This window comes from Rhodococcus sp. WY5, assembly GCF_018588185.1.
Lineage (GTDB): Bacteria > Actinomycetota > Actinomycetes > Mycobacteriales > Mycobacteriaceae > Rhodococcus_F > Rhodococcus_F qingshengii.
The window spans coordinates 218,195-243,440 of the sequence record NZ_JAAMPR010000002.1 but is presented as its reverse complement, the minus strand read 5'-3'; the positions used below and the strand labels follow the sequence as shown (position 1 = coordinate 243,440).

26 protein-coding genes and 2 pseudogenes are annotated in these 25,246 nt (G+C 60.0%); 12 read left to right on the top strand and 16 right to left on the bottom strand.

Annotation, left to right across the window (positions count from 1 at the left end):
- Positions 1-618 precede the first annotated feature (618 nt).
- The 4 genes from G4D79_RS30195 to G4D79_RS30180 all read left to right on the top strand — a co-directional run bounded on the left by G4D79_RS30195 (position 619) and on the right by G4D79_RS30180 (position 2,914).
- A complete protein-coding gene (locus G4D79_RS30195) occupies positions 619-855 on the top strand; it encodes a hypothetical protein (RefSeq protein WP_076949377.1) in 237 nt (78 codons plus the stop codon).
- A 174-nt stretch (positions 856-1,029) separates the two neighbouring features.
- Entirely contained in the window at positions 1,030-1,479 is a 450-nt protein-coding gene (locus tag G4D79_RS30190) for an Rrf2 family transcriptional regulator (protein ID WP_076949376.1), read from the top strand.
- Positions 1,480-1,511: 32 nt separating this feature from the next.
- Positions 1,512-2,705 carry a globin domain-containing protein gene (locus G4D79_RS30185; protein WP_214514768.1) on the top strand — a complete coding sequence of 398 codons (1,194 nt, stop codon included), beginning with the start codon at positions 1,512-1,514 and terminating at the stop codon, positions 2,703-2,705.
- 11 nt (positions 2,706-2,716) lie between these two features.
- Complete coding sequence (locus tag G4D79_RS30180; protein ID WP_214514767.1) at positions 2,717-2,914, top strand: hypothetical protein; 198 nt, start codon at positions 2,717-2,719, stop codon at positions 2,912-2,914.
- 30 nt (positions 2,915-2,944) lie between these two features.
- On the opposite strand, the gene G4D79_RS30175 is transcribed toward G4D79_RS30180, so the two are convergent.
- Positions 2,945-3,358, bottom strand: coding sequence for a VOC family protein (locus tag G4D79_RS30175; RefSeq protein WP_214514766.1), 414 nt, complete (start codon positions 3,356-3,358; stop codon positions 2,945-2,947).
- 356 nt (positions 3,359-3,714) lie between these two features.
- Positions 3,715-3,963 carry a hypothetical protein gene (locus tag G4D79_RS30170; protein WP_214514765.1) on the bottom strand — a complete coding sequence of 83 codons (249 nt, stop codon included), beginning with the start codon at positions 3,961-3,963 and terminating at the stop codon, positions 3,715-3,717.
- A gap of 202 nt (positions 3,964-4,165) precedes the next feature.
- On the opposite strand from G4D79_RS30170, the gene G4D79_RS30165 reads away from it, so the two are divergent.
- The 5 genes and pseudogenes from G4D79_RS30165 to G4D79_RS30145 all read left to right on the top strand — a co-directional run bounded on the left by G4D79_RS30165 (position 4,166) and on the right by G4D79_RS30145 (position 7,912).
- Positions 4,166-4,864 carry a hypothetical protein gene (locus G4D79_RS30165; RefSeq protein WP_374223450.1) on the top strand — a complete coding sequence of 233 codons (699 nt, stop codon included), beginning with the start codon at positions 4,166-4,168 and terminating at the stop codon, positions 4,862-4,864.
- 419 nt (positions 4,865-5,283) lie between these two features.
- Positions 5,284-6,439 (top strand): annotated as a pseudogene (locus G4D79_RS30160) (alkane 1-monooxygenase).
- Positions 6,436-6,711: a hypothetical protein gene (locus G4D79_RS30155; protein ID WP_214514814.1), complete on the top strand. Its 276-nt coding sequence runs from the start codon at positions 6,436-6,438 to the stop codon at positions 6,709-6,711. The pseudogene G4D79_RS30160 and the gene G4D79_RS30155 overlap by 4 nt, the downstream one beginning before the upstream one ends.
- A gap of 48 nt (positions 6,712-6,759) precedes the next feature.
- The gene (locus G4D79_RS30150; protein ID WP_214514764.1) at positions 6,760-7,437 is read left to right on the top strand and encodes a GAF and ANTAR domain-containing protein; all 678 of its coding nucleotides are present in this window, start codon (positions 6,760-6,762) and stop codon (positions 7,435-7,437) included.
- 73 nt (positions 7,438-7,510) lie between these two features.
- Positions 7,511-7,912 (top strand): transcriptional regulator, encoded by a 402-nt coding sequence (locus G4D79_RS30145; protein WP_214514763.1) that lies wholly within the window; start codon positions 7,511-7,513, stop codon positions 7,910-7,912.
- A gap of 95 nt (positions 7,913-8,007) precedes the next feature.
- Here the strand turns inward: G4D79_RS30145 and G4D79_RS30140 are convergent, their stop codons facing one another.
- From G4D79_RS30140 to G4D79_RS30120, 5 genes are all read right to left on the bottom strand, one after another.
- Positions 8,008-8,778 (bottom strand): GAF and ANTAR domain-containing protein, encoded by a 771-nt coding sequence (locus G4D79_RS30140; RefSeq protein WP_064442771.1) that lies wholly within the window; start codon positions 8,776-8,778, stop codon positions 8,008-8,010.
- Between the two features lie 1,036 nt (positions 8,779-9,814).
- Positions 9,815-10,321, bottom strand: a complete 507-nt coding sequence (locus G4D79_RS35480) for a sigma factor (RefSeq protein WP_214514762.1) — start codon at positions 10,319-10,321, stop codon at positions 9,815-9,817.
- 190 nt (positions 10,322-10,511) lie between these two features.
- Entirely contained in the window at positions 10,512-11,111 is a 600-nt protein-coding gene (locus G4D79_RS30130) for a type 1 glutamine amidotransferase domain-containing protein (protein ID WP_214514761.1), read from the bottom strand.
- Between the two features lie 46 nt (positions 11,112-11,157).
- Positions 11,158-11,346: a hypothetical protein gene (locus tag G4D79_RS30125; protein ID WP_214514760.1), complete on the bottom strand. Its 189-nt coding sequence runs from the start codon at positions 11,344-11,346 to the stop codon at positions 11,158-11,160.
- 633 nt (positions 11,347-11,979) lie between these two features.
- Positions 11,980-12,210 carry a hypothetical protein gene (locus tag G4D79_RS30120; RefSeq protein ID WP_214514759.1) on the bottom strand — a complete coding sequence of 77 codons (231 nt, stop codon included), beginning with the start codon at positions 12,208-12,210 and terminating at the stop codon, positions 11,980-11,982.
- Between the two features lie 227 nt (positions 12,211-12,437).
- Here G4D79_RS30120 and G4D79_RS30115 point away from each other — a divergent pair.
- A pseudogene (locus G4D79_RS30115) lies at positions 12,438-12,706 on the top strand (MerR family transcriptional regulator).
- Positions 12,707-12,731: 25 nt separating this feature from the next.
- Here the strand turns inward: G4D79_RS30115 and G4D79_RS30110 are convergent.
- Positions 12,732-14,717, bottom strand: coding sequence for a cutinase family protein (locus G4D79_RS30110; RefSeq protein WP_214514758.1), 1,986 nt, complete (start codon positions 14,715-14,717; stop codon positions 12,732-12,734).
- Positions 14,718-15,117: 400 nt separating this feature from the next.
- Between G4D79_RS30110 and G4D79_RS30105 the strand changes: the two genes are divergently transcribed.
- On the top strand, positions 15,118-16,224 hold the full coding sequence (locus G4D79_RS30105) for an IS110 family transposase (protein ID WP_082920510.1): 1,107 nt from the start codon (positions 15,118-15,120) through the stop codon (positions 16,222-16,224).
- Positions 16,225-16,393: 169 nt separating this feature from the next.
- Positions 16,394-17,464: a YhcG family protein gene (locus tag G4D79_RS30100; RefSeq protein ID WP_003941261.1), complete on the top strand. Its 1,071-nt coding sequence runs from the start codon at positions 16,394-16,396 to the stop codon at positions 17,462-17,464.
- 131 nt (positions 17,465-17,595) lie between these two features.
- Here G4D79_RS30100 and G4D79_RS30095 read toward each other — a convergent pair whose 3' ends face one another.
- The 8 genes from G4D79_RS30095 to G4D79_RS30060 form a co-directional block, all read right to left on the bottom strand.
- Positions 17,596-18,393 carry a hypothetical protein gene (locus G4D79_RS30095; RefSeq protein ID WP_214514757.1) on the bottom strand — a complete coding sequence of 266 codons (798 nt, stop codon included), beginning with the start codon at positions 18,391-18,393 and terminating at the stop codon, positions 17,596-17,598.
- Positions 18,393-20,243: a hypothetical protein gene (locus G4D79_RS30090; RefSeq protein WP_214514756.1), complete on the bottom strand. Its 1,851-nt coding sequence runs from the start codon at positions 20,241-20,243 to the stop codon at positions 18,393-18,395. The genes G4D79_RS30095 and G4D79_RS30090 overlap by 1 nt, the downstream gene beginning before the upstream one ends.
- A 28-nt stretch (positions 20,244-20,271) precedes the next feature.
- The gene (locus G4D79_RS30085; protein WP_214514755.1) at positions 20,272-20,571 is read right to left on the bottom strand and encodes a type II toxin-antitoxin system PemK/MazF family toxin; all 300 of its coding nucleotides are present in this window, start codon (positions 20,569-20,571) and stop codon (positions 20,272-20,274) included.
- On the bottom strand, positions 20,571-20,807 hold the full coding sequence (locus G4D79_RS30080; RefSeq protein WP_007733686.1) for a YlcI/YnfO family protein: 237 nt from the start codon (positions 20,805-20,807) through the stop codon (positions 20,571-20,573). Before G4D79_RS30080 ends, G4D79_RS30085 begins: the two co-directional genes overlap by 1 nt.
- Positions 20,808-21,239: 432 nt before the next feature.
- Complete coding sequence (locus G4D79_RS30075) at positions 21,240-21,866, bottom strand: TetR/AcrR family transcriptional regulator (RefSeq protein ID WP_248671245.1); 627 nt, start codon at positions 21,864-21,866, stop codon at positions 21,240-21,242.
- A 109-nt stretch (positions 21,867-21,975) separates the two neighbouring features.
- Positions 21,976-22,944 carry a DUF2637 domain-containing protein gene (locus G4D79_RS30070; protein ID WP_214514754.1) on the bottom strand — a complete coding sequence of 323 codons (969 nt, stop codon included), beginning with the start codon at positions 22,942-22,944 and terminating at the stop codon, positions 21,976-21,978.
- Between the two features lie 634 nt (positions 22,945-23,578).
- Positions 23,579-23,731, bottom strand: coding sequence for a hypothetical protein (locus G4D79_RS34770; protein ID WP_007733689.1), 153 nt, complete (start codon positions 23,729-23,731; stop codon positions 23,579-23,581).
- Between the two features lie 158 nt (positions 23,732-23,889).
- Positions 23,890-24,672, bottom strand: coding sequence for a ParA family protein (locus tag G4D79_RS30060; protein WP_007733691.1), 783 nt, complete (start codon positions 24,670-24,672; stop codon positions 23,890-23,892).
- Between the last annotated feature and the right edge of the window lie 574 nt (positions 24,673-25,246).

The window sequence follows — 25,246 nt, the reverse complement described above, 5'->3', positions numbered from 1 at the left end:
CGCGCCCTCAATTCTCCTCTGGTAGTGGAATTTCCATCGGATCCGGGATCGGCCTCGATTCCGTCGCCCCTGAAAAAGCGTTGCCATCTGACTCCTCCGCGACCTTCCGAGGAGAAGCCCGGTAATACAAGTGCCACAAAATCTTCGGCAGAAAGATCGTGGCAGACAGAACCGCGCACCATGGAGCCGAAGCCTCCACGTGCGATCTCGGGCGTGACCGTTGGCGAGTCGCTCGACGCAAAAAATATACGACGGACTTCGGCGGCGGACCGATTCCAGATCAAGTCCACCGTCGCTACCCCCGTTGACAGTTGCCGTTCGGGTGCGATGTACGGTGAGCGAACCACCGGTAGCTTGAGGTTAGCGATAATCCGAATCGTACTGCTACGGTGAGCTACTTGAAAGTTGTTCGTTCTTCATGAGGTCGGGGCCGAATGGAGCTCCATCTGTAATGAAACTATGTAGCACAGTGCATTTCCGGAACGAAAGTCCCTGTACATCATTTGTTCGTCGTTGCGTTCGACGCATCGATCGGCCTCACCGAGATCCGATCGACGCTTGCGGGATCATTGCAGCACCGTTCCGCGTTGCCGGTATCAGCATCAAAGCGGTGGCACCATGACGAACAGGTGTCGGCGCGAAGCGGCATTACTCGCCGTGTTTCTGGCCCAATTCGAACCCGTAGCCGAGGGACAGAAACCGACCGTCACTCGCCTCACCGCACGTGAGATCGACCAGTGGCGAGAGGACTACGCGCAAGCGCTGCAATGGTCAGCTGCAACGAGTTTCAGCGCAAACGACGTCGCCGCCATCAAGGAAATGCGTCGACGGTACGGTTTCACCTCCGCCCTCTGAGCGTGCGCTACGGGCCGATGTGCCCGGTTCGATCTTTCGTCGACAAACCAATTTTGCACGATCGGTGCCGCTTCACAGCGTTCTCGACCATGTCGACGTGATGCGTTGAGGCTTCGGTTGAGATCCCCCTCACATAAATAGTCATCTCAGATACGAATTATGTAGGTTCGGGTCATGCAACTGACGCAGTTCACCGATCTGGGATTGCGCGTCGTCATGCGGTTGGCCGTACTCGACGCCGATGCTTCTCCCAGTACGCGGGTAATTGCGGAGCAGCTCAACGTGTCGTATTCCCATGCCACCAAGGTGGTTACACGGCTCGGTGAGCTCGGCATCGTGACAACCAGGCGCGGCCGCGGCGGTGGGCTTTCCATCACCGAACTCGGCCGCACCGCCACCATCGGCTGGCTGGCCCGACGCCTCGAAGGCCCGGGTGAAGTCGTCGACTGCGAAGGCGACAAGCCGTGCCCACTGCGCGCCGGTTGCCTCCTTCGAAGTGCATTACGCGACGCTCAGGAAGCGTTCTTCGTTTCACTCGACGCGGTCACGATCGAAGACGTCATCCGGCAGCCGTCCAAAACTGTTCTGCTTCGCCTCACCACCCGGAGCGACGAAGCAAGCTGATCAACGTCAATTTCGACCGAACGGAGCAGCTCATGCTTTCCCCACAGTCAACCGAGGTCATTCGCGCCACCCTTCCCGTGGTCGGCGCCGCCATCGGCGATATCACAACCCTGTTCTACCGCACGATGTTCGACGCACATCCTGAACTCGAACGCGATTTGTTCAATCGCGGCAATCAGAAGCAGGGCGAACAGCAGAAAGCTCTCGCCGGCGCCATCGCAGCATTCGCGACGCTTCAGCTCGAGCCGGACAGCGCCAAGGTCGATCTCATCCTTTCTCGTATCGCTCACAAGCATGCGTCGCTGGGAATCACCCCCGACCAGTACGCAATCGTGCACGAACACCTCTTTGCCGCAATCGTCGAAATACTCGGCGATGCAGTCACTCCCGACGTCGCAGCAGCCTGGGACGAGGTCTACTGGCTGATGGCCGAAACATTGATCACGATGGAGCGAGGCCTCTATCAGCTCGTCGGAGTCGAGGCCGGTGACGTCTGGCGGACGGTGCGAATCACCGAACGGGTATTGCAGTCCGCCGACACCGTGTCACTGACACTAACCTCACTCGACGGCAGCGTTCTCCCCACCTTTGCTCCCGGACAGTACCTTTCGGTCGGGGTTACGCTGCCCGACGGCGCCCGCCAGATTCGCCAATACAGCCTGTGTTCGATACCGAGCAGCGCAGACTGGCGGATCAGCGTCAAGCGAATCTCCGGAACTCCCGATGGCGAAGTGTCGAACTTCCTCTACAACAACGTATTCGAAGGTCAAGAACTCTCCGTCACCACACCTTTCGGCGATCTCACCATGCCGGACGACAACTCACCGCTCCTGCTCGCGTCGGCCGGAATCGGTTGCACACCGATGATCGGCATGCTCAATCATCTCGTGGACACCGGCGCTGACCGTTCGGTATCTGTCATCCATGCGGATCGATCCATCGCCGATCATGCTCACCGAGCAGAACTCAGCACACTCGTCGAGAAGATCCCCGCCGCAACCTTGCATCGTTGGTACGAGGATCTCGGCACGCACATACCGTTCGGGTCGGTTCACGAAGGACGGGCCGAACTTCGCGATATCACTATCGAACCGGATACCCAGGCGTTCCTGTGCGGGCCGATGCCGTTCATGTTGGCGATGCGCGCATCGTTGCTCGAACGGGACGTCCCGTCGCAGAATATTCACTACGAGGTCTTCGGGCCCGACAGCTGGGCCAATACCTGAGCGGAGCCGACATGACGGAAGATCAACCGGTGGAAACTCTTTCGCGCTGGTCCGATTCGGGAGCGACGTGGCGGGTTCTACGGCGCGCCCCCACATCGATCACGATCTCACTACGACGCTGCGACGGGGGCGAGGAAGTGCAGCGGCTGACGTCATCCGATCCCGACCTCCTCGCGTGGATCGGTAACCGCTCCACCAGCGAGGACTGACCGAACCAACGCACCCCTCCGGCGGGCACGTTATCCGTGGAATCGTTGTGCGATCAGCTCTCGGGGTAGTTGCTCTGGGCCCGGGTAGGCGACGATGACACGGATGCCGTCGGGATCGCAGCCGTCGACGAAGGTCACTCCACCGACTGTCTGGGTGAAGGTGGAGGCATCATATGCACGTAGACGCTCACTGATGCGCGTAAGTTCCTCTTCTGTATCGGCGGACCACATGACGTAGTGGACGCCGATGTTGCTCATGTTTCGCCGGGATGCGCCCTTTTGCACATACATGTAGATCTGAAAATCATCCGGCGTCAGAAGAAGCACGGCATCACGTTCACTCAGGGCGACACGGCAGGCAAACACGTCGCAGTAGTAACTCACCGACCGATCCAGGTTGGCTACTTGCATCACCGACGAGGTAACTTTCGCGGCAGCACACATTTTTCTCCCCTACTCCCGAACAAGCCAGAGGTCTTCACAGTACCGTCGCACTCGGTGCAGTGGCGCGTGCAGCAGAATCCGCCGTTGAAGTCGGTCAGATCGTCCGCCAACTCCCGCTCCGAGGTGCAAAGTTTCCTCGCCCGCGAGCTCAACGGCAGCCGTTGACGGTATCGCTGACGTGAATGACGGAACGTCCGAGCCGGTCGAGTTTCCAAGCGACGAGGACGGCGCCTCATCCTCGCGTAGGTAGTTCAGGCCTTCGTTGAGCTGGGGCGCCGCGTGGGTATCAGCGGGCACACCCTGCTACCGCTTCAGTGGTAACGAAAAGTGGTCGGTGCCAACTCTTCCGCTGAACCCTACTCTGCGGCCGTCAGGTCTTCGTCGTTCGCGAAGATCAGTCGTCCGTCGTCGAGTGCGATCGCCCACCGCTGTACCGGAGCCCAGTCCCGCCCCACCGAACCTCGGTCGATGATCATGTCCGCGTAGTCCTCGATCACCACACCCGTGCAGGCCACGCTGCCATCAGCATCGAAGCCTGGCACCCTGATTCGTACACGAGAACCCACTGTGAGCACGTCTTCGCTTGTGCCTTTTTTGTCGGTCATCTGCCTGATTCTGGCAGAGCAACTACGTGGCAACCGCATCGGGACTTCGGCCCAACAAGTGGGGGTGCAGTTCGGCGCGTCTGCCGGACGGCGATTATTGCTCGCTGGAACTGTTACCGCAGCACGCCCGAATGCCGGTCAGGCATATTCCTGTCGGTACGCGCTCCTACAGTCAGTCCGGATCGAGTGTCAGGAGCACGCGATGACGTTCGTGAGCGATGCTTCATTGCCGCTGCCAGGCATGCCCGACAGCGCTCCCGCGCTGCCGGCGTTCCAGATGACGTTGATCGGGCAGCCCCAACCGGTACGCATTCCCGAACGTCTGTGGCGTTCCTGGCTCGACGACCCTGCCGTCGTTTCCCGCTTCGAGTCCAAACGCTACCGACGGCGTCAGCATCAGTGCTGGCCGTGGATCGGCGGGGTGTCCTCGACCGGGCATGGCTCCTTCCGGGCGGCGAGCCTGCCGGGGCCGTCGCGGCGTGGGACCGTGCCGGCGCATTTGTTCGCCTACCAGCTCGAATACGGTGTCATCTCGAGGCTGGGCTGGTCGGGCACCGACGACGCGGTGCTGTGTCATCAATGCGACTTCGCCGGCTGCACCAACCCGGCACACATGCAGTTGGGAACCAATCGCAGCAACCGCAGCGAATACGAGCTTCGGCGACGCAACATCGCCAGCCCACTCGCCGACGTCCGCGGACCCGCAGGTCGCACTCGCGGTCCGCGGACCCGCAGGTCGCACTCGCGCCATCGCTACCGCGATCCGTATTGGGATCGAACAGAACATAGGAAGCGACGTCATCGAAGGGTGCATCACTGCGGCCGAGGCTGCAGGACGTCCGCTCTCACTCTGGTAGCGACTCTGCCACTCGATACCAGACGAAGATACGTTTCACTCTGAACGCATCTCGTTGCAGTGCAACGAATTTAATCAACAGAATGACACAATCCAAGTTGTCGACAGTGAGTCGGCAATGCCGATCGGAAAGGTGATTCTTCGGGAGGCAAGCCCGTGGGACCTCGATATCGACGGAGGTACGCTGCGGCATCTGTAAAAAGCGATGTACAACTACTGCCAATTTGTCATTAGATTCGAATCGATATGAAGCAAACCGTGATCAGAGCACGAACACGTCACAACCGGATACGTCACCCGCGCGGAGAGCACACCCAACCGAACAACGCTAGTACATGTAACCTTCATTGCCTGTAACTTATTGCGGTATAACGCTATACATCTCTCGTACGCACGACTAACCATCAAGAGAACGGCACCATGCCGATGACGCTGCTCCATCCGCTCGTTACCGTGATGTGCTCATGACCGCCGACAACGACGCCCACCACAACCTCCACCCCGAATCCGGTCGCATTGCGCACACGTGGTGGGACCGCAAACGCTACTGGTGGCCACTCGGACTACTGATCCCGGCCAGCCCGTTCCTGTCCTGGATACTCGTCGAACATTTACACCTGGGACTGTTCTGGGCCACGGGGGCTTGGATTTTGCTCCTTGTAGTCCCGGTCGTCGACCTCGTCGCCGGCCCCGACGGGCAGTCCCCACCCGACTCTGTGATCGCGGCACTGCAGAATGACCGCTACTACCGGTGGTGCACGTATCTGTTCGTGCCACTGCAATACGCAGGTCTCGTCTTCGCCGCCTGGTGCTGGTCGTATGCCCCGATGGCGACCGGAGAGAAGATCGCGCTCGCCATGACCGTCGGCGTCGTCGCCGGCGTCGGTATCAATGCCGCACACGAACTCGGCCACAAGCGACAACCTCGAACGCTGGTTGGCGAAGATCGCTCTCGCCCAATCGCTGTACGGACACTTCTACGTCGAGCACAATCACGGCCACCACATCAAGGTCGCCACACCCCATGACCCGGCGAGTGCCCGCTTCGGGGAGTCCTTTTGGATGTTTCTCCCTAGCATCGTCGTCGGAGGACTGAAGTCGGCGTGGGGGATCGAGACGGCACGCCTGCGCCGTCAAGGAAAAACGGTGCTGTCCCCGGCAAACAACATCCTCCAGGCGTGGGCCCTGAGCGCTGCTCTGTACACGATCGTGACCGTGACCTTCGGATGACAGATCCTGCCCTGGCTACTGCTCCAAGCCGCTGCGGGCATCACATTCCTCGAAGCCGCGAACTATCTCGAACACTACGGACTCCTGCGCGCCCGGCGAGACGACGGCAGCTTTGTCAAAGCCAGGCCCGAAGACAGTTGGAACAGCGATCATCTCGTGTCCAACTTGTTCCTCTATCAATTGCAACGACACAGTGACCATCACGCGAATCCGCGTCTGCGCTATCAATCTCTGCGCAGTGCTCCAGCCGCCCCGCAGTTGCCGGCCGGGTACGCGGTGATGATCGTCTGCGCCGCCGTACCACCGCTCTGGCGAACCATCATGGATCACCGTGTCTTGGACTATTACGACAACAACCTCGACCTCGTCCACACCGAGGCCACTCGATGACCCACGCCACCCGGAAACCCCACGACGCCGACTGTCCCGGAACGAATCCGGACAACAGCACCGAGGCACAGCGCCATCACGACGCCCGCACCAGACTCATCCGCGCGGCACCGCGTCCGGAGGTCGTTGCCGCCGCGCACTTCCTCCTGCACCAACCAGACGCGCACCTGTACCGGCGCCGCTACCTCGAACTCCTCACCCACACCACCGGCCCCGACGGCACGGTCACCGAATACGCCGCCGCCGAAAAATACCTCCTCAAGGTTCATTGAAATCATGTCGGAGGGTTGAGGTTCCCGATCGATGGGAAGGCGTCCGGCATGCTCAACGACATTCCCCGCTCGCCACCTCACCGACACGGACCTGCCGCGCGGACCGCTGATGTCGTTCTCGATCTTCTCGGACAGACCGCTGTGGACGGGGCGGCGGTATCGGTGTTCTCCGGCACTGCCGGTGACCTTGTCTACGCCACCGACGACATCGCCGCGCAGGTCGACGAACTGCAATTCATCCTCGGCGAAGGCCCGACCGTGGAGTGCTTTCGCCGTCTACGTCCAGAAGTGCACCATCACGACGCGAGCGATCACGGTGCGGACGAATGGCCGACATTCGCCGCGGACGCTTACGCACTGGATGTCCGGACCGTCCATGCGTTCCCGCTAGTCATCGACTCGGTACCCCTCGGGGTTCTGACCGTCTACATCAAGAACCCTCGGTGCCTCACACCTGAGGAGGAGAGGATCTGCGTACGCTGCGCCCGGTCACTGGTCAGCTATGTGTTCACCGACCTTACGCGAACGCCGTATCTTGCTACCGGCCCCTACGGTTTCTCGCGAGCCGATGTGCATATTGCAAGTGGGATACTCGCTGCGCGCCACACCATGTCGATCGACCATGCATTACGTCGCCTGCAGTCGGACGCCCGCGCCCAGCATCGCCGCGTCACGGTGCTGGCACGTGAAGTCATCGCTCATCACACCGAGACGAATACGACATGACATGACATGACATGATCATCACCTTCGCCACCAAAAGCTACTATGTAGCTAACTCAAGGATGGGTGGTGGGCCATGATGGGGAGCGATCACGTGTTCGCCCGCCAGCTCAATGCGCTGGTCGCCCGCTCGGCCGTCCGTACAACCAACACCATGGTTGCGCAGGCACTGACCGATCAAGGTTGTCCGATTTCGGCTCCGTATCTTCCTCAACTTCGTAATGGTGTCCGACGGCGGCCAGCCCCGCGATACATCGAACGGATCGCCGAGTACTTCGCAGTGCCGCTCTCGTACTTCTACGACCTGCCCTACGAGCGCAGCGATGACAGCGGCGAGAATCGAGACCGCGAACGCATGGCGATATCGGAGATTGACGACGACGACGTTCGCCGCCTCCTTCTCCGCGCTCACGGTTTGAGCCCAGAGGCGATGGACCTTCTGTTGCAGTTCGCCGAACGGCTGAACGTACTCGGTTAGGGTCTACGTCCAGTTTCACGTTTAACAGGGGACTATGCGCGCAGTGAGACCACGTCCGGTTGTCGCGCTTCTTTCGCAGCGAGGTTCTCGGTTATCTAGATTCCTGCTTGTCCGCTCAACGCTCGGATGATCTCAGCAGCCACTGTCGTGAGGCGAATGTTCTGTCGCTGCGATTGCGCGGCCAACATCTCGAATGCTTGGTCCTCGGTGATTGCATGCATGACCATCAACATTCCTTTGGCCTGTTCGATGTGTCCGCGCGATTTCATCGCCGCCCGCAGGCCTGCAATTTCGGTTTTCCATTCTTCTCCCCGCCTGGCCTTCCACACCGCACCCTCCACTGCGGCGATGAACACCTGCAGCAATACCTCGTCGATCTCGTCGAAGCCGTGATCGACGAAGCTGTACAGGCCCAGTACCCCGACGTGAACCTCGTCGATGAACAACGGGGCCGAGAGATAGCTGGCGACACCGACCTCGGAGACGCGCTGCGCGAAGTCCGGCCACTTACGAACCACGCTGTCATTGTCTGCACGCACGGGTTGGGCCGTTCGGGCAGATTCCACACCCGGACCCTCGTTTATCCGGTATTGCTCGTGTTCGATGTCGAAAACGCGGGCATCGGTACATGCCACTGTCTTAGGTTTCGTGCCGCGGTGAGGGACAAGAACGACGCCCGCCATGTCGGCGCTCGCGATTGTTGCCACCAGCTGCTGACAGAATGTTTGAATCAGTCTTTCGGATGCACTCGCGCTCACCTGCACACTGAATCTGTCCGGCGACTCGAAGATGTCGTCCGCGAGCGGCTGACCGGACGATGAGATACCGGATGTGTCAGCGGCAGCCTTTGCTGATGAATCGTCCATTTCGGTCCCATCCCGCAGCAGAACTGCGGGTGAGCGTCCTGCGCGTACTCGTCGTCGCGCGGCGCTTGTTTCACCGAGATGTCGATAATACTTCAATAGAAAACACGATTCGATGCTAGGTTCGCGCGGATGCGCGTTCTGGCTCGATGCATACCGAGCACGAGTACGCCCGATCGAGAGTTGGCCCGCCACTTGGATCCGTGGTCCAGGAGGCGGACCATGCGGGTCCGGTTGAGTGTGACCACGAGGCCGAAAAGCGCACGTAAAGTCGAGCCGTAGCACGCTGTGCGTTCGTGGTGGCCCACCGATTGGTGTTGTGAGCATCCGATCGGTGGGCCGTGCGTGCCAGCGAGGACCAACATGCTGACACGCAGTATCTGAGGCCCTGATCGGTGGTTCGTCGTCAGCCACCGATCAGGGCCTACCCTCGTCGATAGGAGAGAGTGCAGTCTTGTCAGGCTCCGTTGCGCGAACTCACCGGTGTGCGCATGTGAGCGGGCAACGATTCTCGCCCCTTCTGCCCAATTCGCCGATCGATGAAACATGGCACCTTCGAGCGTCGATGCCGCGATCGAACCATCGCCTTATTTCCCTGCGGACTGTCCCGCGTTCTCCATCGCTACCGAAATTTCGGCAGAAACCTGGCGAAGGTGATCGAGCCATTGTGCATAGCACCAGTCCTCGGTTTCCGGTAACGCCGGCCCACCATAGTGATCGAGGACCTGACCCCGGCGGCGAGGTAATCGAGGGTCGCTGACACGCTCGATGAGTTCGGGAGCCTCCCAGCCACACGAACAGTGAGCCCGCCAGCCGATGGTCGCACTATCCGGAACATACGTACCGTCCGCGAGTCCTAGCCCACGGACACTGAACGAAACCGCCGCACGGTTTCCCGTCACGATTGTGACGGGAGAGCCTTCATGCACATCATCGACACTCTGCCAACACATTCTGACCTCTATTTGTCACGAGAAACGTGAATTGTCTTGACATGACCCAGATGGCTTGCCATACGGAAGCTCCCACTCTGGCTTCGTCAATGCGACATAGGGCGGGACGAGGTTCTGACGTAGTGAAGGTGGACCGCCAGTAGGGCTGTTTTGATGCTCGATCTCACCACTTCCACCGGGATGTCGTCGGCCTGAGCGATCTGCCGAGATGTCATGGCACGGTAATAACTCCGGTAAAGATCCTTCCTCTCCCGATGTTGCACTGTCGGCCAGAACGACTCCAGCGTTATCTCATGTTCACGAGTTACATTCTCTCCCTGCCGACGCGACTCCTGCGCGTCGGCGAAGTCGTCAGCAATCGGCTGGATGCGTTCGTGCTGCTGAGACCGCATGTCTGCCACTGCCAGTCGATGAGCGATCCGAAGGACCCATGCCGTCGGCGAACCGCGTTCGGCTCGGTATCGGCTGGCAGTCCCCCACACTTCGGCACAAGTTTGGTGTGTGATTTCCTCGCTCCGCCGATGATCATCGATCATGGGGGTGATCAGTCCGTAAACCCGGCCGCCGGTGCGATCGTAAAACTCTGCGAACATCTCTCGCTTACCGTTATGCCACCGCAAGCAGCAAGCGCACCGGGATGCCGTCCTGCACGGCTGTTCCCACCGCATTCACAATGCCGGGTTGTGGCGCCTGCTGCCGGTCACGAGTTCGGACTCGGGCCTTCCAGGTTCCAAGTCAGGTACAGTTTTCCGGATCTGGTTCGGGCGGTGTAGAAGTCACGACCTAACCTCCCTCGTAACTTCCCTCGATAGCCCGCGTCGATGCCTCGGACTGCCGGAGCGTGTCGGTCAGCGTCGCGCAGAACGCCGGTAAATCATCGGGGTTGCGACTCGATATCAACGTATTCGGGCCAGAAGTACAAACGACCACTTCTTCATCCACCCACGTGCCGCCCGCATTCGTGATATCGGTACGCACACTAGGCCACGACGTCAGCGTACGACCAGCGACCACGCCGGCTTCGACCAGCGTCCACGGTCCGTGACATATCACTGCGACAGGCTTGCCTGTGTCGAAGAAACTCCGGGCGAACGCCACCGCTCCTGGATTCATGCGAAGGAAATCGGGGTTGGCTACACCGCCGGGTAGGACGAGAGCGTCGTATTCCGACGACTTCGCCAACTCGACCACCACATCCACGTCGAAGACGTCAGCTTTGTCGAGATGATTGAACGCCTGAATAGTTCCGGATTCTGTCGAAACAATCGACGGCTGAGCGTGTTCGGCAACCAATGCATCCCACGGGTCCGTCAACTCGATCTGTTCGACTCCCTCCGTCGCCACGAGGAATGCCACTTTCTTTCCTGCAAGTAATTGGCTCATGCTTGAACGTCCTCCCTCATCTTTGTCACACACGTTGAGCGACTGCTCAGCTGGATGCGCCCTCGGTGTCGTCGAAGAACGACCATTCGCCATCATGGTGGACTTCCATGCGCCATCCCAGTTCCGAGTTGTCGGCGCGAGAATCCACAAACCAGGCATGCGCATCGTCAGCGCTGTCGATCTCGCGCGTCGCGGTGACGTCGCCTGCAGGACTGATCACTCTGTAAGTAGCCATTCGGGTCGGCTTCCCCAGCCGACGTTTCTTCAATCATCGACCGCGACGACGGCGTATCAACCCGTACCGTCACCATGGACGCTCAGGCGCTGACCCCGCGCGTCGTACGCCGACTGTACGGTTCACACACGAAGTGCGCGAGGCGATCAGAGAGGTCGCTGGTATGCGACCTGAGCCGACAGAAGCAGATTTACGACATGGGGATCCCCGTATCTCGCCTACACGCAAATCGTCGGCGATCATCTCACGCCGGGGGGCGGAGCCATCGGAAGTCCAGACACATTACCACACCCATGCCGATACTCGGCATCACCAGCAACAGAACAAGGTTCAGCACTGTGTTTCCGCCCTTCTATCGAGCCTGCAGTCAGGCCGCCGTCACGCCGCGAAACGCAGTGGGTTTCGATTCGCGTCTTGTCGCAGCCGTGGAATCCTTAGCACGCGGCTGTTCTTCGACATCTCTTGCCACAGAGCGGTCTTCGGACGGCGCGATTCCCACGATCTCGCGCCACCATGTTTGGCGTTCTTCGGATTCCGTCCACACCGCGACATCCACCACGAGTCCTCCTTCCCCGACCTCCGATTTGTTGCCCAACTCACACATCGAGGAAACGTGACTCACCTGCAACGGGTCTACGCAACTCCGGCGGCATTCTGGGTGTGGGCGCGAGAACATCGGGTGCCGCGATGCCCGCCCGGAGGCAGCTTCGTGGGCAGCAAACCACGATCGTCGTAGCGCTGCACATGCAGTCCTTGACTGCTTCCGCCGTTGGCGGCGGTTGCAGCGAGGATGGCCTGGTTGTCGGATTCGAAGAACCCATCACCGGTCGACCCGTCCGCGAGCGTTATCTTGTATCGCTCCATCACGCCACCCTCGTTTTCAATGCAAAACAGTTTTGTAGGCAGGGCTTTCGACATTTCGGCGCCCATCGGCACTGCAGTAGCGCACCTACGAAGAAGACCGGTGCCCGAACATTCGAGTCGACGCCGCACCCAGCCAAGTTCTGAGGTAAATACTGTAGATTTGGGTATATCACTAGGATCAGATCAGTTCAAGATATCGCGGAGAACTTGATCAGGTAGGAGGCACGGTGCCTCATACTTTCCCCGCTATTCCTGGCCTCTATGGAATCTCCGTAGTCACCGAGCTGTCGGGTTTCACCATCGCGACACTGCGCCTCTACGAGCAGCATGGGCTGATCACTCCAGCCCGCACACGGGGCGCACACGCCGTTACAGCAACGCTGACCTCACGCGACTTGGTCGCATTGCGGAACTGATCGCAGACGGCATCAATCTGGCCGGCGTCGGGCGAGTGCTCGAACTCGAAGCACACACCGCCTCACTGCAACCACCATAGAGCCGGATTGTGGTGCGGCATCGGCTCATACTGCACGTCTTATCTGCAGGTTGAGCCAGTCGGAGATCCACTGGATCGCGTTTCGGCCGGCGTTATCAACGACGAAGAAGTTGTAGTTCTGGTGTGCTCCGGATGCGAAGAAGGACGCTGCGTCGAGCCCCTCCTTTACCAGCGATGCAAGGTCATTGGCGCCTTGGGTGCGGGACATCGAGCTCAACGAATCCGCCAGTGCTGGAAGGTCCAGATTCTGTGTCTGAGTAGTCCTGGTGGCCGTCGAGGACTGCTTGCCGAGCAATGTCGGATCAGTCTTCGTAACTTTGCCGGAGAGCATGTTGACCGCGACAGAAGCCAGTTCGAGTCCGACCGGGACGAGGCCGGTCATAGCAGCTCCGGCTCCGAGCGGGTCCGGGAGCTGTCCAGGCGGTGGGAGCAGCTTCTCGACTGCGGCCCAAGTGATTTCCTGAACCTGGCCGACGAGGTTTGCGAGCTTGATGATGTCGACGCCTCCCAGGTTCGACGCGACGAGCGCCGCGACTTGCGAGTAGCCGGACGGATCCGGAATTACCGCCAGAACCTGCGAGACCCAGTTCAAATCGACACCTGCGGCCAGCTTGAGCAACGGGGAGAACTGGTTGTTCAGATCCCCTGTGACCTTATGGGCGCCCTGCGCATCGAGCGCAGCGACCTTCTGGGGGAGAAGGTTCAGGTTCGCCAGGATCGCGGGCATATTTAGGGATGCGACACCGGTTGCGAAGTTGAGGACTTGGTTGACGACTACGGTGGGTTTGAGCACGGAGAGTACTCCGGACGCTGACCCGAGGACATCGCTCGGTGTCGCCAGGAGCGGCGCGATCTGACTATTGAGGGTGCCAGCAGCAGTCGATAGCGAGCTCAGGTCCCGAGATGTCGCCGGCAGTGTCGTGGAGCCCTTACTGGCGAGCGTGCTCGCGGTGTCGGCGATCGCGGTCACTGTCGAGAGCGCACTGCTGAGATCCGATTGGTCGGCCTTGTCTAGAACGTGGCCGGCATTGTTTTGGGCTGTTCCGGCGGGAGCTGCAGCGAGCTGCCCGTTCGCCGCAGGATTGGCGGCACCGGAGCCGAGTAGTTCCGCGAGCGAACTGATGGTGTTCGCCAGAGTTGTCGCGCTGGAGGCGACCTTCTCGAGGTCGACTGTGCCGTCCGTCTTCGAGAGTTCACTGGTCAGATTGCCAGTGGCTGTGGCGAGGCTGGGAAGGTCGGCTTGGGAGAAATCCGAAGCCAGCGCGGTGGCCAGGTGTGAAGTGTCGCCTACCTGGCCGTCAACTCCAGCACTCGGAGCTTTGGTGAGCACCGAACCCAGCGATCCGAGCAGCGGGCTCGAACCTTTTTGGATCGAGCAGTAGAGGTCTTTCGGATCGCAGATCGACGCGACCCGGCCCGACAGCATCCCCATGCCCTGCGGCCGCGGATCGGCGATCCCCTTTCCTGACGGCTTCGGGCCGATGACTGCTTCGCCGTTCGTTCCGGAACCGGGATCGGCGAGAAGCCCGACCGCGAGGACTTGCTCTGCCTTGATGGGGCCGGAGCCGTTGCCGATTTCAGAGGCAAGATCACCTGCGATGTCCGCGCCCTGGGAATAGCCGGTGATGGTGAATTTGGTGTCGGAGCATTTCGTTGCGATCTCGGCGATCACGTCCTTCGCCCTCGTCAAACCATCAGATTTGCTGTCTGCGTAGGTTTTTCCGTTGTCGAAGGCTCGGGCCATGTACGGCAGAGTGTGGACCTGTGCCGCGCTACCGTTCGTGTCCGCGATGCTGTGGGCGATCGGTTTGAGCATACCGACCGGGATCGAGGGATCGGCGTCTTCTGCGGTTTCCCAGGTTCCGGGGATGAACAGGTTGAAAGTCTTCGAGCATCCGTTTGATTGGGCGGACGCGATGCCCGGCGACATCAAAGCGATGGAGGCTGCGACGACTGTTGCCGTCATCAGTATGCATACCGGACGGTGGATGGTCGAACCTAGGAACGGCATGAGAACCTTTCTCTACCAGGGAACACGATGTACCTGTCCGCGCGCGGACAGGCCTGACGCGCCCGATTTCAGGTGAGGGCCGCTATGGTGCTGGACGTATTCACTCCGATAGTGAGACTGTTTGTGCCGGTGTTTTCGGATTTCCTGACCGTTAACGCATGGAGACGAGAGAATGCTGGTGCCGGGAGTTCCCAGTGTTCCTGACCCGCACTCCGATCGACGATCGTATGTCTTTCCTTGGATTTGTCGGTTCCTGGGAACCCCCGGTGAGGCGCTACGCCTCACCGTCGGGGTGACCTGAGGAGAGCCTGCACCACCAGGTGCTCATCACTGTCTTGTCCGCCGGTTCGGTCGATGCGCGGCGCCGCCTTGCTCATCGGTCAACGGAGAGGAAAGCGACATGACAAGGATGCCTGACAAAGCCGATCTCGATCAAGACCGGGAAGTGTTCGCCGGAGTCGATACCCACAAAGAACTGCACGTCGCCGCGGTGATCGATACCGACGACAACGTCCTCGGAACTCGCAGTTTTCCGACCACCCGAAACGGGTATCGAACCATGCTGACCTGGATCGGCGAGTACGGCAATCTGATCCGGATCGGTATTGAGGGCACTGGCTCCTACGGAGCTGGGCTGACCCGCCACCTCGCGAAAGCCGGCGTGACGGTACTCGAGGTGGACCGCCCCGATCGCTCGGACCGCCGCCGTAAGGGCAAAAACGACGACCTCGATGCCATTAACGCAGCGCGTGCAGCCAAAACCAACCGGCGCACCACCACCCCGAAATCGAAAGACGGTGCCGTCGAGTCACTTCGTGTGTTGAGGGTGACCCGAGCCCATTCGGTACGAGAGCGGCGCAGTGCGCTGCAACTATTGCGGATGACGATCATCTCCGCTCCCGACGAGCTGCGCGAGCAGGTCCGCGATCTGACGCGGATGCAGCTGATACGCCTCCTCGCCGCGTGGCGGCCGGATGTCTCGAACGCTACCGATCCTGTGACCGCCTACCGGGTTTCGCTGAAATCCCTGGCTCGCCGCTATCTCGAATTGACCGACGAGATCGCCGATCTCGACGAACTGATCAACCCGATCGTGAAAGCCCTCGCACCTCAACTACTCGAGCGCGTCGGAATCGGTATCGAAGTCGCCGGACAAATGCTTGTCACCGCCGGCGACAATTCCGATCGAATGAAATCCGAAGCCGCGTTCGCGATGCTATGCGGTGTCGCGCCGCTACCCGCATCTTCTGGCATGACCCAACGCCACCGCCTCAATCGCGGCGGTGACCGCCAAGCCAACCGAGCCTTGCATCTGGCCGTCATCGGCCGCATTCGACTCGACCCGAAAACCCAGGCCTACGTAGAGAAGAAAACCAGCGAAGGCCACTCGAAACTGGAAACCATTCGGTGCCTGAAACGCTACCTGGCTCGCGAGGTCTACTACCTCCTCAACCCTGGACCGCAGACCATCACCCCGAACACCCGACACCATCGAAAAGCAGCTTGACTCTCAGGAGAGCATCCAATGCGCCCTGTGAAGATCTGAGCTGTGCGAGGGCCGGGTGATCCTGCGTCTAGCGCGCATCCACGCCCGAGTCGCCGTTCCTGCGAGCTGAGGTGTCCAGTGGAGGCATGTCCGGTGGGCGTTCCCAGCAGCGCTGGGTAAAGATGGATGGGTGAATGCTCCAGCCGAACTGCCCGCCGACTACGCCCAGCTTCTCGACCATCTCAAGTCGCAAGTTCGGCAAGCGCGAGTTCGCGCCACCCGAATCGTCAACACCGAACTGCTCAGCCTGTATTGGGACATAGGGCACGCGATCGTGCAGCGTCAAGAGGCCGAGGGCTGGGGTTCAAAGGTGATCGACAGGCTCGCCGTCGATCTTCGATCGGCCTTTCCCGACATGCGTGGGTTGTCGCGGACCAATCTGAAGTACATGCGGCAGATGGCGAGCATCTGGGGGCGCGATGCAATTGGCCAACAACCTGTTGGCCAATTGCCGTGGGGTCATGTGACGGTATTGCTCGACAAGCTGGATAACCAGTCCGACCGCGACTGGTATGCATCAACGGCTGCTGAACACGGGTGGTCGCGCAATGTGCTGCAAAATCAGATCAACAGCGGTTTACGGCGCAGGATCGGTGCGGCACCGTCGAATTTTCAGGACCATCTTCCGGCCGAGGATTCCGATCTCGCTCAGCAATTGGTGCGTGACCCGTACGTCTTCGATTTTCTCGACATCACCGAACGTGTCGCGGAGCGGGAGCTGGAGTCCGCGCTGATGCGTCGGCTGGAGCAGTTCCTCCTCGAACTGGGACACGGGTTCGCCTTTGTTGGACGCCAGTACCATTTCGAGGTCGGTGATCAGGATTTCTATATCGACTTGCTGTTCTTCAACTGGGTGCAAGCGAGGTTCGTCGTCGTCGAGTTGAAGGTAGGCAGGTTTGAGCCGGAGTATGTCGGGAAGCTCGGCTTCTATGTTTCGTGGATCGACGACAACCTCCGCAACAAGGACATCCACGCCCCGACTGTGGGAATCTTGCTCTGCGCCGGCCGCAACGACAACGTCGTCCGGTATTCACTTGCCGGGACAACTGCACCCCTCGCCGTAGCCGACTACACCTATGAGACTCTCCCCTCCCAGGTTCGCGATCTCGTCCCTACCGACGACGAGATCGCGGCAGCTGTGGAAGCCACTGTCTCCGAACTCGACTCCCAACTGCCCGTCAAACCTGACAACTCCGGCTGAGAGGCGCCATTCGATTCCGAACCTGGCCGACATATCCTCTGGTGCCGAGATCGCTACCGGTGTTTCGCACGAGGGTCTGCGAATGCGATGCCTGGTCCTGCCCGGTGCGTCGAGGGGCAGGGCAGGCAGTTCTATGTCCAGTCGATGTGGACGGATTCGATGGAATCGAAGTGAAATCCGAAAGTGTCGCCGTACTGGTCGAATCCCTTGTTTTCAGGGTAGTCCATCGTGGCGTGACGTTCGAGGATGGCAACCACCCGGGCATGATCGTCGTTGGCCAAAGCCATGGCGAGTTCTCGTGTTTCGTCGAGACTGAAGGGGCTGTCGGAGTTCGCGAAGTCGAGGGTACGCACTCGATAGTCGTAACCTTCTTCGGAACCGTTGCGGACGGACACTCCCCCGCGGACTCGGATGGTGGCCTTTTTGGGTTGCCCGTCGGGTCGTAGGACGCCGGCGCGGTCCATGATGTCTCGGGCTTTGACGTTTTTGAGTTTCTTTTTCGCGTCAGCGCGCAGTTCGTTCGTTTCGCCGGAACGGTAGCGAGCGACCGCTGATCGTGAACGGCCGATTTTCTTTGCGACAGCGTCGATTCCGCCGAGGCGTTCGATGGCGGCTCGCCGTTGTGCACGTTCGGTGACGTCGGGGTGTGGGATTCGTCCTTGCTGCGCCCAGCGGCGCAGTGTTCGGTCAGAGGGTGGCTTTCTTCCGGCGTCGACAGCTGCTTGCCGTAGGCCTTCTTTGCCGATTTCGGTACGGAGCTGGCGTACGGAGACTTTGCTGGTGAGTCCGGCCAATCCCCCACTTTTGACCGATTTAGATTTTTCGATACCGCTGGTCGCTGCTGTCGAGACGGATACGTTGAGTCCGTCTAAGCCGACGGTCTTCTGTGCGGGTTTGGTTGATCGCGGTTTCGGAAGATGCAGGGCCACTATATGTTTCCTTCATCTTCGTCGGTGAACGCAGCTTTGAGTGCGAGGTTGATCTCGTGGGTGTCGCGTGCGTCGGTCAGCATGACGGTTATGTTTTCGGTGAGCGGGGCGCTCTTTTCCAGAGTCATTTTCCCGAGTGCGTCACTCTCGTCTGCGATGTCGATGCCCGGGGGCAGGGGGTAGACCCAGGAGTCGGTGACGGTGCGCAGTGGCCAACGCCCGGTTTCGCGTGCGATGCGCATCGCGACGCGGCGGCCTCGCCAGCGGCAGTGTGCGATGATCGCGGCTCGCCAGAGCGGTTGGTGGTGGTGTTGCATTTGTTTGGCGGTCCACATGTCGGGGTTGACCATTCGGCCGATGTAACCCTTGTAGCAGGCGCCGATGAACCGTTTCATTGCTGTGTCGCCTGTGTCGACGGCAACTTTGCGGGCTTCTCTCAAGATTTTCGCCCACTTGTCGAGGGCTCGACCCTGTTCGGGGTAGACCCATGCTTCTGCGATGTCGAGGTCGTCGAGTTCTGCGCCGATTCCGCCATCGGCGATGGAGGTTTGCAGTGCGTCGAGGCTGACGGTGGTGATCCAGGTCTGCACAGGTTGGTCGGCGAGCATGTGTGGGTGAGGCAACGGTAGAGCGGGTGGGAGCGCCAGCATGTCACCCGGCGGGAGGGTTACACGCCAGAGCCCGAACGGGGTTTTCGATTGCCGCGCAGCGTCGAGCGCGTTCTCGCCGCGAAGATGTCGAGGTTTTCCGTAGCCGAATTCGAGCATGCCAGCGGAAGCGAGGTACGCAGCTCGTTGGTCTATCGATACCAGTTGTGTTGCGTCGGAGAGTTCTTCGAGGTCCGGGATGCGGGTCCATCCGACTGCAGGTTCGAGATCTCCGCGGGGTTCGCCGTCCAGCGGTGGGACCGGTCCACCGACAGTGACGACGATTCCTTTACCGCTGCGGGTGCGGTCGCGTTTGATCTTGTCGACGATGGCGGCGCCGGTGCGTGCTGGGGTGGGGCCGGGTAGCACGCCGAGGTGTTGTGCGCACCAGGCGAGTCGGCGTCCCAGTTCCTGCGCAGCGGGGAGGTCGTCGTCGGGGAGGTAGGTTCCGGCGGTGGGTGATCCGAGGATCCCCATGTCCCCCACGCGATTGCCCCATCCGAAGTCTTTGTTCCAGTAGGTCCACACGTAGGGTTCGATGAAAATGTCGACCATGGATGTGAAGTTCCCGGTGGTGCGGGAGAGGTGAACGACGTGGCCGGGTTCTCCGCGGAGTTCCCATCCTGCGGTCAGCATTGGGGTCAGCGTGGCATGGAGGATCGCGGTGAGTTCTTCGGCCGCGCGGGTGCGGAGGATTTCCATGTCGTCGACGTCGTCTTCGCTGCCTGGGTCGATGATCCATCCGAGCATTTCGCAGGCTTCGATTCCGACTATCCAGATCTGTGCCGGCGCGCCCAGCGGGGTGAGCGTTGCCCATCTGATGAGTTTGTCGAGTTTTTCGATGGAATCGACTGGGCCGGTGAGCGTGTGGCCAGATGGTGCGTAGGTCCCAGCTGCCGTGACAATGACGGCGTGACCGTCTGCCGCCTCGCTGGCGGGAGGAAGGGCGGCCGGTTCGGTTGCGTCGAGTTCTGACGCCTGGGTGGGTTCCGTTTCCATTTCATTGGAGCGCTCATCCGGAGGGGCGACGATGTCGTCGGTCCAGGGGTGCTCCGCAACCCCGGAATCCGTTTCGAGACAAGCGGTGTCGTCAACGTCGAACAGAGAAGGCTGATCGGGTTCGGGAACTTCGTCCGAACGAGTAGCGGATTCTGGTGGCTCGAGCTCGAATAGCGTGAACTGCTCCCCTTTCTTCAGCGCCATGTTTCATCCTTTCCGTTCACTGTCGTCATCATTCGAGATCGAAGGCGGCGCGCACGGCTATGGACAGTGATTCCTCTTGCGCTGGAAGAAGATAACCGATGATGTTGCCGAGTGCACTGACGGGAATGGTGGTGATGTGGTCGCAACTGACCACCGCGTCGGTGGATAGTCCGTTAGCGACGCTGACGGACACCTCAGTGGACAGTCCTCGGATCTCGCCGGTGATGGGCGCTACTGTGACGGTCCCGAGGTGTGGACGGACCATCTCTCGGGTGAGTACGAGGACCGGCCGAACTGTGTCTAGCTTGGCTTCGTGAATTGGTCGCATCAGGTCGAGCCTGTTGGCTGTCGATTCACGGCGTGGTGAGCGAGGGGGCTCAAATCATGTTCGGATGTTGCGGCCGAGAGGATCTCCGCGTCTCGTGCGGCTATCTGACGGCGACGCTCCCGTTCGAGAGCGCGCAACACTAGTGAGGCTCGCGAGGCGGCGCGATGTTCCCTGACTTCGTCGTCGAGAAATTCCACGATCTCGTCCGGTAGTCGTACCGCGATCTGCGTGCTCATATGCTGATGGTACCGAAGTGGGATTCGTTTTGGTACCACCATCGCTTGCGAGTTCTGGAACCGATCATTTCAACGGGAGGCAAGGGCCAATGAAGTACTCAGCGACCCCGACGCGGCACATCTTGCCACGCACACGGTTTCCGCTGTCTTCATCGGTCGATCTCTATCTGGTGTTCTTCAGTCTCAGTGACGGTCCCATCGATGGTTACGTCTCCACGTCGGTACGGCTCGGATCGCTAAAATATTCGCCATGGGACAAAGCACTTCGGGGATTCGGCTCTCGATGTCAGGCACTTTGTCACTCCTCTCGACGACGCGACTGCCTCGCTACCGTCGAGGAATGAGCAGTACACCGTGCACACGGTTGGCGACGTCACCGCGAGGATTGAGTCCGGTTCCTCTCCCCTGCTCACGACCTCGCCAGCGCGCGGACTACGCATCTGAAATCAAATACGCGTTCACTAAGTCGTCGATGCGTGAAGTGAAATCTCCAGAGTCGCCAAGTACCTGTATGACTTGAACTGCGCCGATAAATCCCGCGCACAGATTCGCGGCCAGGCGCTCGGCGGCAGAGGCGGGAAGCTGTCCGTCTGCGATCGCAGTATCGACGAGTCGGCTGACGAGTTCCACCCACTCACGGAACGCGGGTGGGGCAGTATCGAGACCTGCTTCTGTGGTGAGCCTGAGGCCGGCTCGGGCCAGAGCATCGTCGGTTATAAGCGCCGCTGAACCGTTGAAGAATGCAGCCAACTTCTCGATCGCTGGTCTTGCTGATTCGTCGGTTGATTGTCGGATTCCGCCGAGCGCGGTCAACCAGTCGTTGATGAGTTCTCGCGCGATCGTTTCCTTGGAGTCGAAGTGGAAGTACACGGCTCCTTTCGTGGAGGCAGCCTCCGCAACGATGTCGTTCATGGAGGTAGCGGCGTACCCATCGATCGAGAATGAGCGTGCAGCTGCCTTGAGGATCTTGGCCTTCGTCTCGTGCGCTCGCTGTTGTCGGGGTCGCTGGCGCGGTTCGGGCGGAACGATCACGTGGTGTCGGTCGTCTGGGTCGGTCAATGCGGGTTCCTTACCTGCAGTCTGTGGGGACTCTGCTGTGGTCAACCCCTCCATGATGATGCAATTCCTGGCGCTCTGGAACCTTGGCGTTGGCGGGTTGCGGCGCTGCTCACGTTGTAGTGACGAGTTGGTCGGCGAAGTGAACATCGGAGGCTCGCATGTCGATGAGCGGCGGGTTGTCGAAGCCAGCCGCTCGGGCCGCTGTATCGAACTTTTCGTATCGGCGCCACGAGGTCGATGTTGCAACGGGAGGGTTGGACGTCTGGGCGATCAGCTCCCAGGTGAGAGTCGGGTCTGCAAGCTTGCGTCGTGCGGTGTCCTTGACAGCGTCGGGCAGGTCCGATGTGGCAATGAACCATTCGAGTTCGGCGTGCTCCGCCGTCTTTGCGTTCGACGGTTCCGGGTCCACTGAGGACCTCGTTTGTTCGGAGGGGCTCGGGTGCGGAGCGCTTTCCTGCGCGTCATGCGTTTCTGCGACGCCTAAAGAATGCTGGGCTCCTACGGCTGTTTCGTTGCGCATGACGACGCTTTCCGTAGCAACCGTACCCACACCTGCGGCAGCATTGTCGATCTCGATCTTGTAGTCGGAATATGCAATACCCGTTGCTTTGATCAGGATTCCCAGACCGTGCGTGAAGGCGAGTACGAGCACCGGCGGAATGACCGCGATCATGGCAGCAACGGCCGGGTCGAGAGGTGTGTAGCCGATACTCTGACCTGCCGCGACGGCCTGTTGCGCAACTGTTGCGGAGTGGAACGCATGGTAGGCGTTCCCGAGGATGCTGATCGCGACCACCGCAACAGCAACGTAGAAGTACTTGTCGCGTCGATGCATCTTCAGTTTGCTCAGAATGACGATGGCGACGGTGGATCCGAAGATTGCACTGTCAACGATGACGGGAAAGATCCATGCGAGGTTTTCGGGGATGGTTCCTTGGCGCGCGAGGTCCCGTTGGACTGCGAAGGAGAGGACAAATGCGCCTGCGGTGATCCCGGTTGCGATGAAAATCGCGATGAGAAGTGCGGCGATCAGTGCTCCAAGCTGGATCCGCGCTGCGCGCAGACTAAAATCACCCATGATCGGGTTTTCCTTCCTACAAGGGGTGTTCTCGGTCTGGAGTCCCGCTGGTTGCCGCCGGCGGGACTCCTCCTGGTTTCGGAAAACTTTCTCTGGTGGGAACTCCTTGCGTTTCGTCGGCGTTGCGTGTGGTGACGGTTGACAGCGATTTCTGGCGGTCGTATCCGAGAGTCGACTGATGCTTTTTGCGTCGCACTCAAAGCACGTCGGCGATGTCGTTCCAGCTGCGTGCCTGTTGATCTCAGAGGGACGTGGGGTGGTCTGCAATTTTGCGTGAGAATTGCGTGACTGCAGCGGATTGTTCACGCAATTTGCTGCAGGCTTTGCGCTGCCAAGGCTTCTAAGTTCTACAGAACGGACCGTCAGCAGACGAGAGGGACATGGCATAGCGCGCGCACAGCAAGGACTTCCCGCCCCGTCGGTTCTTCTCCCGCCCGCCCCCGACAGCCGTTCTCAATATCGAGGTCCTTGGAATGTTCCCCACATATGCCTACTCGGTTGTCGTGCCAGGCACCTCTAATTAGGTCTTCCAGCCGAAGCACAAGATGTTCCCACCCAAGGGCCGAACTCCACAATCAGGAATTAAGACAACTCATCATGCGTGCACGCAGTGCACGCCATGCACGCGATCCTCTTATAGTCCCCTGGCCTTCAAGTATTCGTCCAGCGCGGCCTCGGTCATCGATGCCTCGCTGATTTCGCGATCGCCAGTCTCGTACCGCAATTTGTCGACGCCACGCCGGAGGCGATCCTTGGTCGAAGGTTTGATGCGCGTGTTGTGGGTCATCGACAACTTCTCCTCCTCATCTTTGCGGGCACTGAGATCCGCTGAAGGCGATGGTGGCGTAGCTGCAGGTGCCGCAGGGGTCGCGTCTCCCCTGGGCGGACGTTCCGGGATGAGTTCAGCCGGATGTGTCTTACGAATTGCAGGTTCCCGCTTCACGCTCATGCCGGGGCTCCGATCACGATGGGCAACTCAGCGAGCAAGTCACTGTAGGCAAGTTGCAGCGTCAATGCTTTCCCACCCTTGAACTGGTGAATCGGAGTGCGATTCGAGTGCGCGTCCTGGCGGGCCGCGAGTTCCGGGATCGATGTCTTGGCGACGAGTGAGCCGTAGGTCTCCCGTAGCTCACTCTCTCTGAACTCATGTTCGCCGGTGGATCGTTTACGACTGATCACGATCTTGTCGAATTCCAGCTTCGGGTTCGCCCGTTTGCGAACGGTGTCGATTGTCTCTTCGAGCTTCTGAACGCCACCGACACTGTCGATTGTGGGTTCAGTGATCGCGACAACGCCATCTGCTGCAATAAGAACCGCGAACAGCACCTTGCCCATATTGGGAGGGCAGTCGAAAAGCACAGCGTCATAAGGAGAAAGGTCGAGCCCTTCGAACGCAACGTCTAGGCGAAACACCAGGTCATTCGACCCATCCGACTCGATTTTGCCGAGCTCTTCGTCTGCGGGAATGAGGTCGACGCCATCCCATGGGGTGGCAATGATCGCCTCGGCTGCAATGCCTTCCCTGGTCTGGTTCATGAGGTGGTAGGCCGTCATCATGCCCTCTTCGAGAGTGACGCCGAGGCCGCCGGTCGTATTGCCCTGTTGGTCCATGTCGACGACAAGTACTTTTCCGCCGACCGCGGTGATGGCGCTGGCAAGCCCGAGAGTGGAGGCCGTCTTGCCTACGCCACCCTTCTGGTTGCCGAGTGCGATTTTGCGTGGCTGCATTGCGGACCTTTCATCGAGGGCGGTGACACTTGCTAGGCGTGCATTGCGTGTAAACCACGCGCTGCATGCAATATGTGCATTGCTTGCTGTGTGCGCAATCCACGCTGCACGTGGGATGCATGCAGACTGTGCGTTACGAGCAATCTAAGCATTGCATGCTAAGTCTGCACCGCTCGCGAAACACGCACATCGTGCATTACGTGCGCGCGTAGCATAACACGCATGCCATGCGTTACATACAAGCCACGCACCCTGTGCGTGTCATGCACCAGTTGCATCAATTGCACTCCTTGCGTTCATTGCGCGCCATGCTCACCACGCGTTCGTTGCAACCAGTGCATGTCGTGCTTGCCACGCTATCCATGCGTTTCTAGCATGTGTTGCGCGCCTTGCACACGATGCATCCCTCGCACTCCAAGCATCCATTACATGCAACGCACGGCACGCTTTGCACGCAGCGCTCGCGATGCTAACTCCGCACGCACGCGGTGCTCTGCATGCTATCCACGCAGCGCACGCAACGCATGCACCACGCGTTATGTGAAGTAGGCACGCATGCCATGCAGCGCTAGCC

What these genes read in the sequence shown, in the direction of transcription:
- G4D79_RS30165 (WP_374223450.1), top strand. Translation starts at nt 4,166, where the DNA reads ATGACGTTCGTGAGCGATGCTTCATTGCCGCTGCCAGGCATGCCCGAC.
- G4D79_RS35480 (WP_214514762.1), bottom strand. Translation starts at nt 10,321, where the DNA reads ATGTTCGCAGAGTTTTACGATCGCACCGGCGGCCGGGTTTACGGACTG.
- G4D79_RS30175 (WP_214514766.1), bottom strand. Translation starts at nt 3,358, where the DNA reads ATGTGTGCTGCCGCGAAAGTTACCTCGTCGGTGATGCAAGTAGCCAAC.
- G4D79_RS30120 (WP_214514759.1), bottom strand. Translation starts at nt 12,210, where the DNA reads ATGGAGCGATACAAGATAACGCTCGCGGACGGGTCGACCGGTGATGGG.
- G4D79_RS30105 (WP_082920510.1), top strand. Translation starts at nt 15,118, where the DNA reads ATGACAAGGATGCCTGACAAAGCCGATCTCGATCAAGACCGGGAAGTG.
- G4D79_RS30080 (WP_007733686.1), bottom strand. Translation starts at nt 20,807, where the DNA reads ATGAGCACGCAGATCGCGGTACGACTACCGGACGAGATCGTGGAATTT.
- G4D79_RS30180 (WP_214514767.1), top strand. Translation starts at nt 2,717, where the DNA reads ATGACGGAAGATCAACCGGTGGAAACTCTTTCGCGCTGGTCCGATTCG.
- G4D79_RS30145 (WP_214514763.1), top strand. Translation starts at nt 7,511, where the DNA reads ATGATGGGGAGCGATCACGTGTTCGCCCGCCAGCTCAATGCGCTGGTC.
- G4D79_RS30070 (WP_214514754.1), bottom strand. Translation starts at nt 22,944, where the DNA reads ATGGGTGATTTTAGTCTGCGCGCAGCGCGGATCCAGCTTGGAGCACTG.
- G4D79_RS30190 (WP_076949376.1), top strand. Translation starts at nt 1,030, where the DNA reads ATGCAACTGACGCAGTTCACCGATCTGGGATTGCGCGTCGTCATGCGG.
- G4D79_RS30110 (WP_214514758.1), bottom strand. Translation starts at nt 14,717, where the DNA reads ATGCCGTTCCTAGGTTCGACCATCCACCGTCCGGTATGCATACTGATG.
- G4D79_RS30125 (WP_214514760.1), bottom strand. Translation starts at nt 11,346, where the DNA reads ATGGCTACTTACAGAGTGATCAGTCCTGCAGGCGACGTCACCGCGACG.
- G4D79_RS30150 (WP_214514764.1), top strand. Translation starts at nt 6,760, where the DNA reads ATGCTCAACGACATTCCCCGCTCGCCACCTCACCGACACGGACCTGCC.
- G4D79_RS30185 (WP_214514768.1), top strand. Translation starts at nt 1,512, where the DNA reads ATGCTTTCCCCACAGTCAACCGAGGTCATTCGCGCCACCCTTCCCGTG.
- G4D79_RS30170 (WP_214514765.1), bottom strand. Translation starts at nt 3,963, where the DNA reads ATGACCGACAAAAAAGGCACAAGCGAAGACGTGCTCACAGTGGGTTCT.
- G4D79_RS34770 (WP_007733689.1), bottom strand. Translation starts at nt 23,731, where the DNA reads ATGACCCACAACACGCGCATCAAACCTTCGACCAAGGATCGCCTCCGG.
- G4D79_RS30155 (WP_214514814.1), top strand. Translation starts at nt 6,436, where the DNA reads ATGACCCACGCCACCCGGAAACCCCACGACGCCGACTGTCCCGGAACG.
- G4D79_RS30060 (WP_007733691.1), bottom strand. Translation starts at nt 24,672, where the DNA reads ATGCAGCCACGCAAAATCGCACTCGGCAACCAGAAGGGTGGCGTAGGC.
- G4D79_RS30140 (WP_064442771.1), bottom strand. Translation starts at nt 8,778, where the DNA reads ATGGACGATTCATCAGCAAAGGCTGCCGCTGACACATCCGGTATCTCA.
- G4D79_RS30090 (WP_214514756.1), bottom strand. Translation starts at nt 20,243, where the DNA reads ATGGCGCTGAAGAAAGGGGAGCAGTTCACGCTATTCGAGCTCGAGCCA.
- G4D79_RS30085 (WP_214514755.1), bottom strand. Translation starts at nt 20,571, where the DNA reads ATGCGACCAATTCACGAAGCCAAGCTAGACACAGTTCGGCCGGTCCTC.
- G4D79_RS30195 (WP_076949377.1), top strand. Translation starts at nt 619, where the DNA reads ATGACGAACAGGTGTCGGCGCGAAGCGGCATTACTCGCCGTGTTTCTG.
- G4D79_RS30130 (WP_214514761.1), bottom strand. Translation starts at nt 11,111, where the DNA reads ATGAGCCAATTACTTGCAGGAAAGAAAGTGGCATTCCTCGTGGCGACG.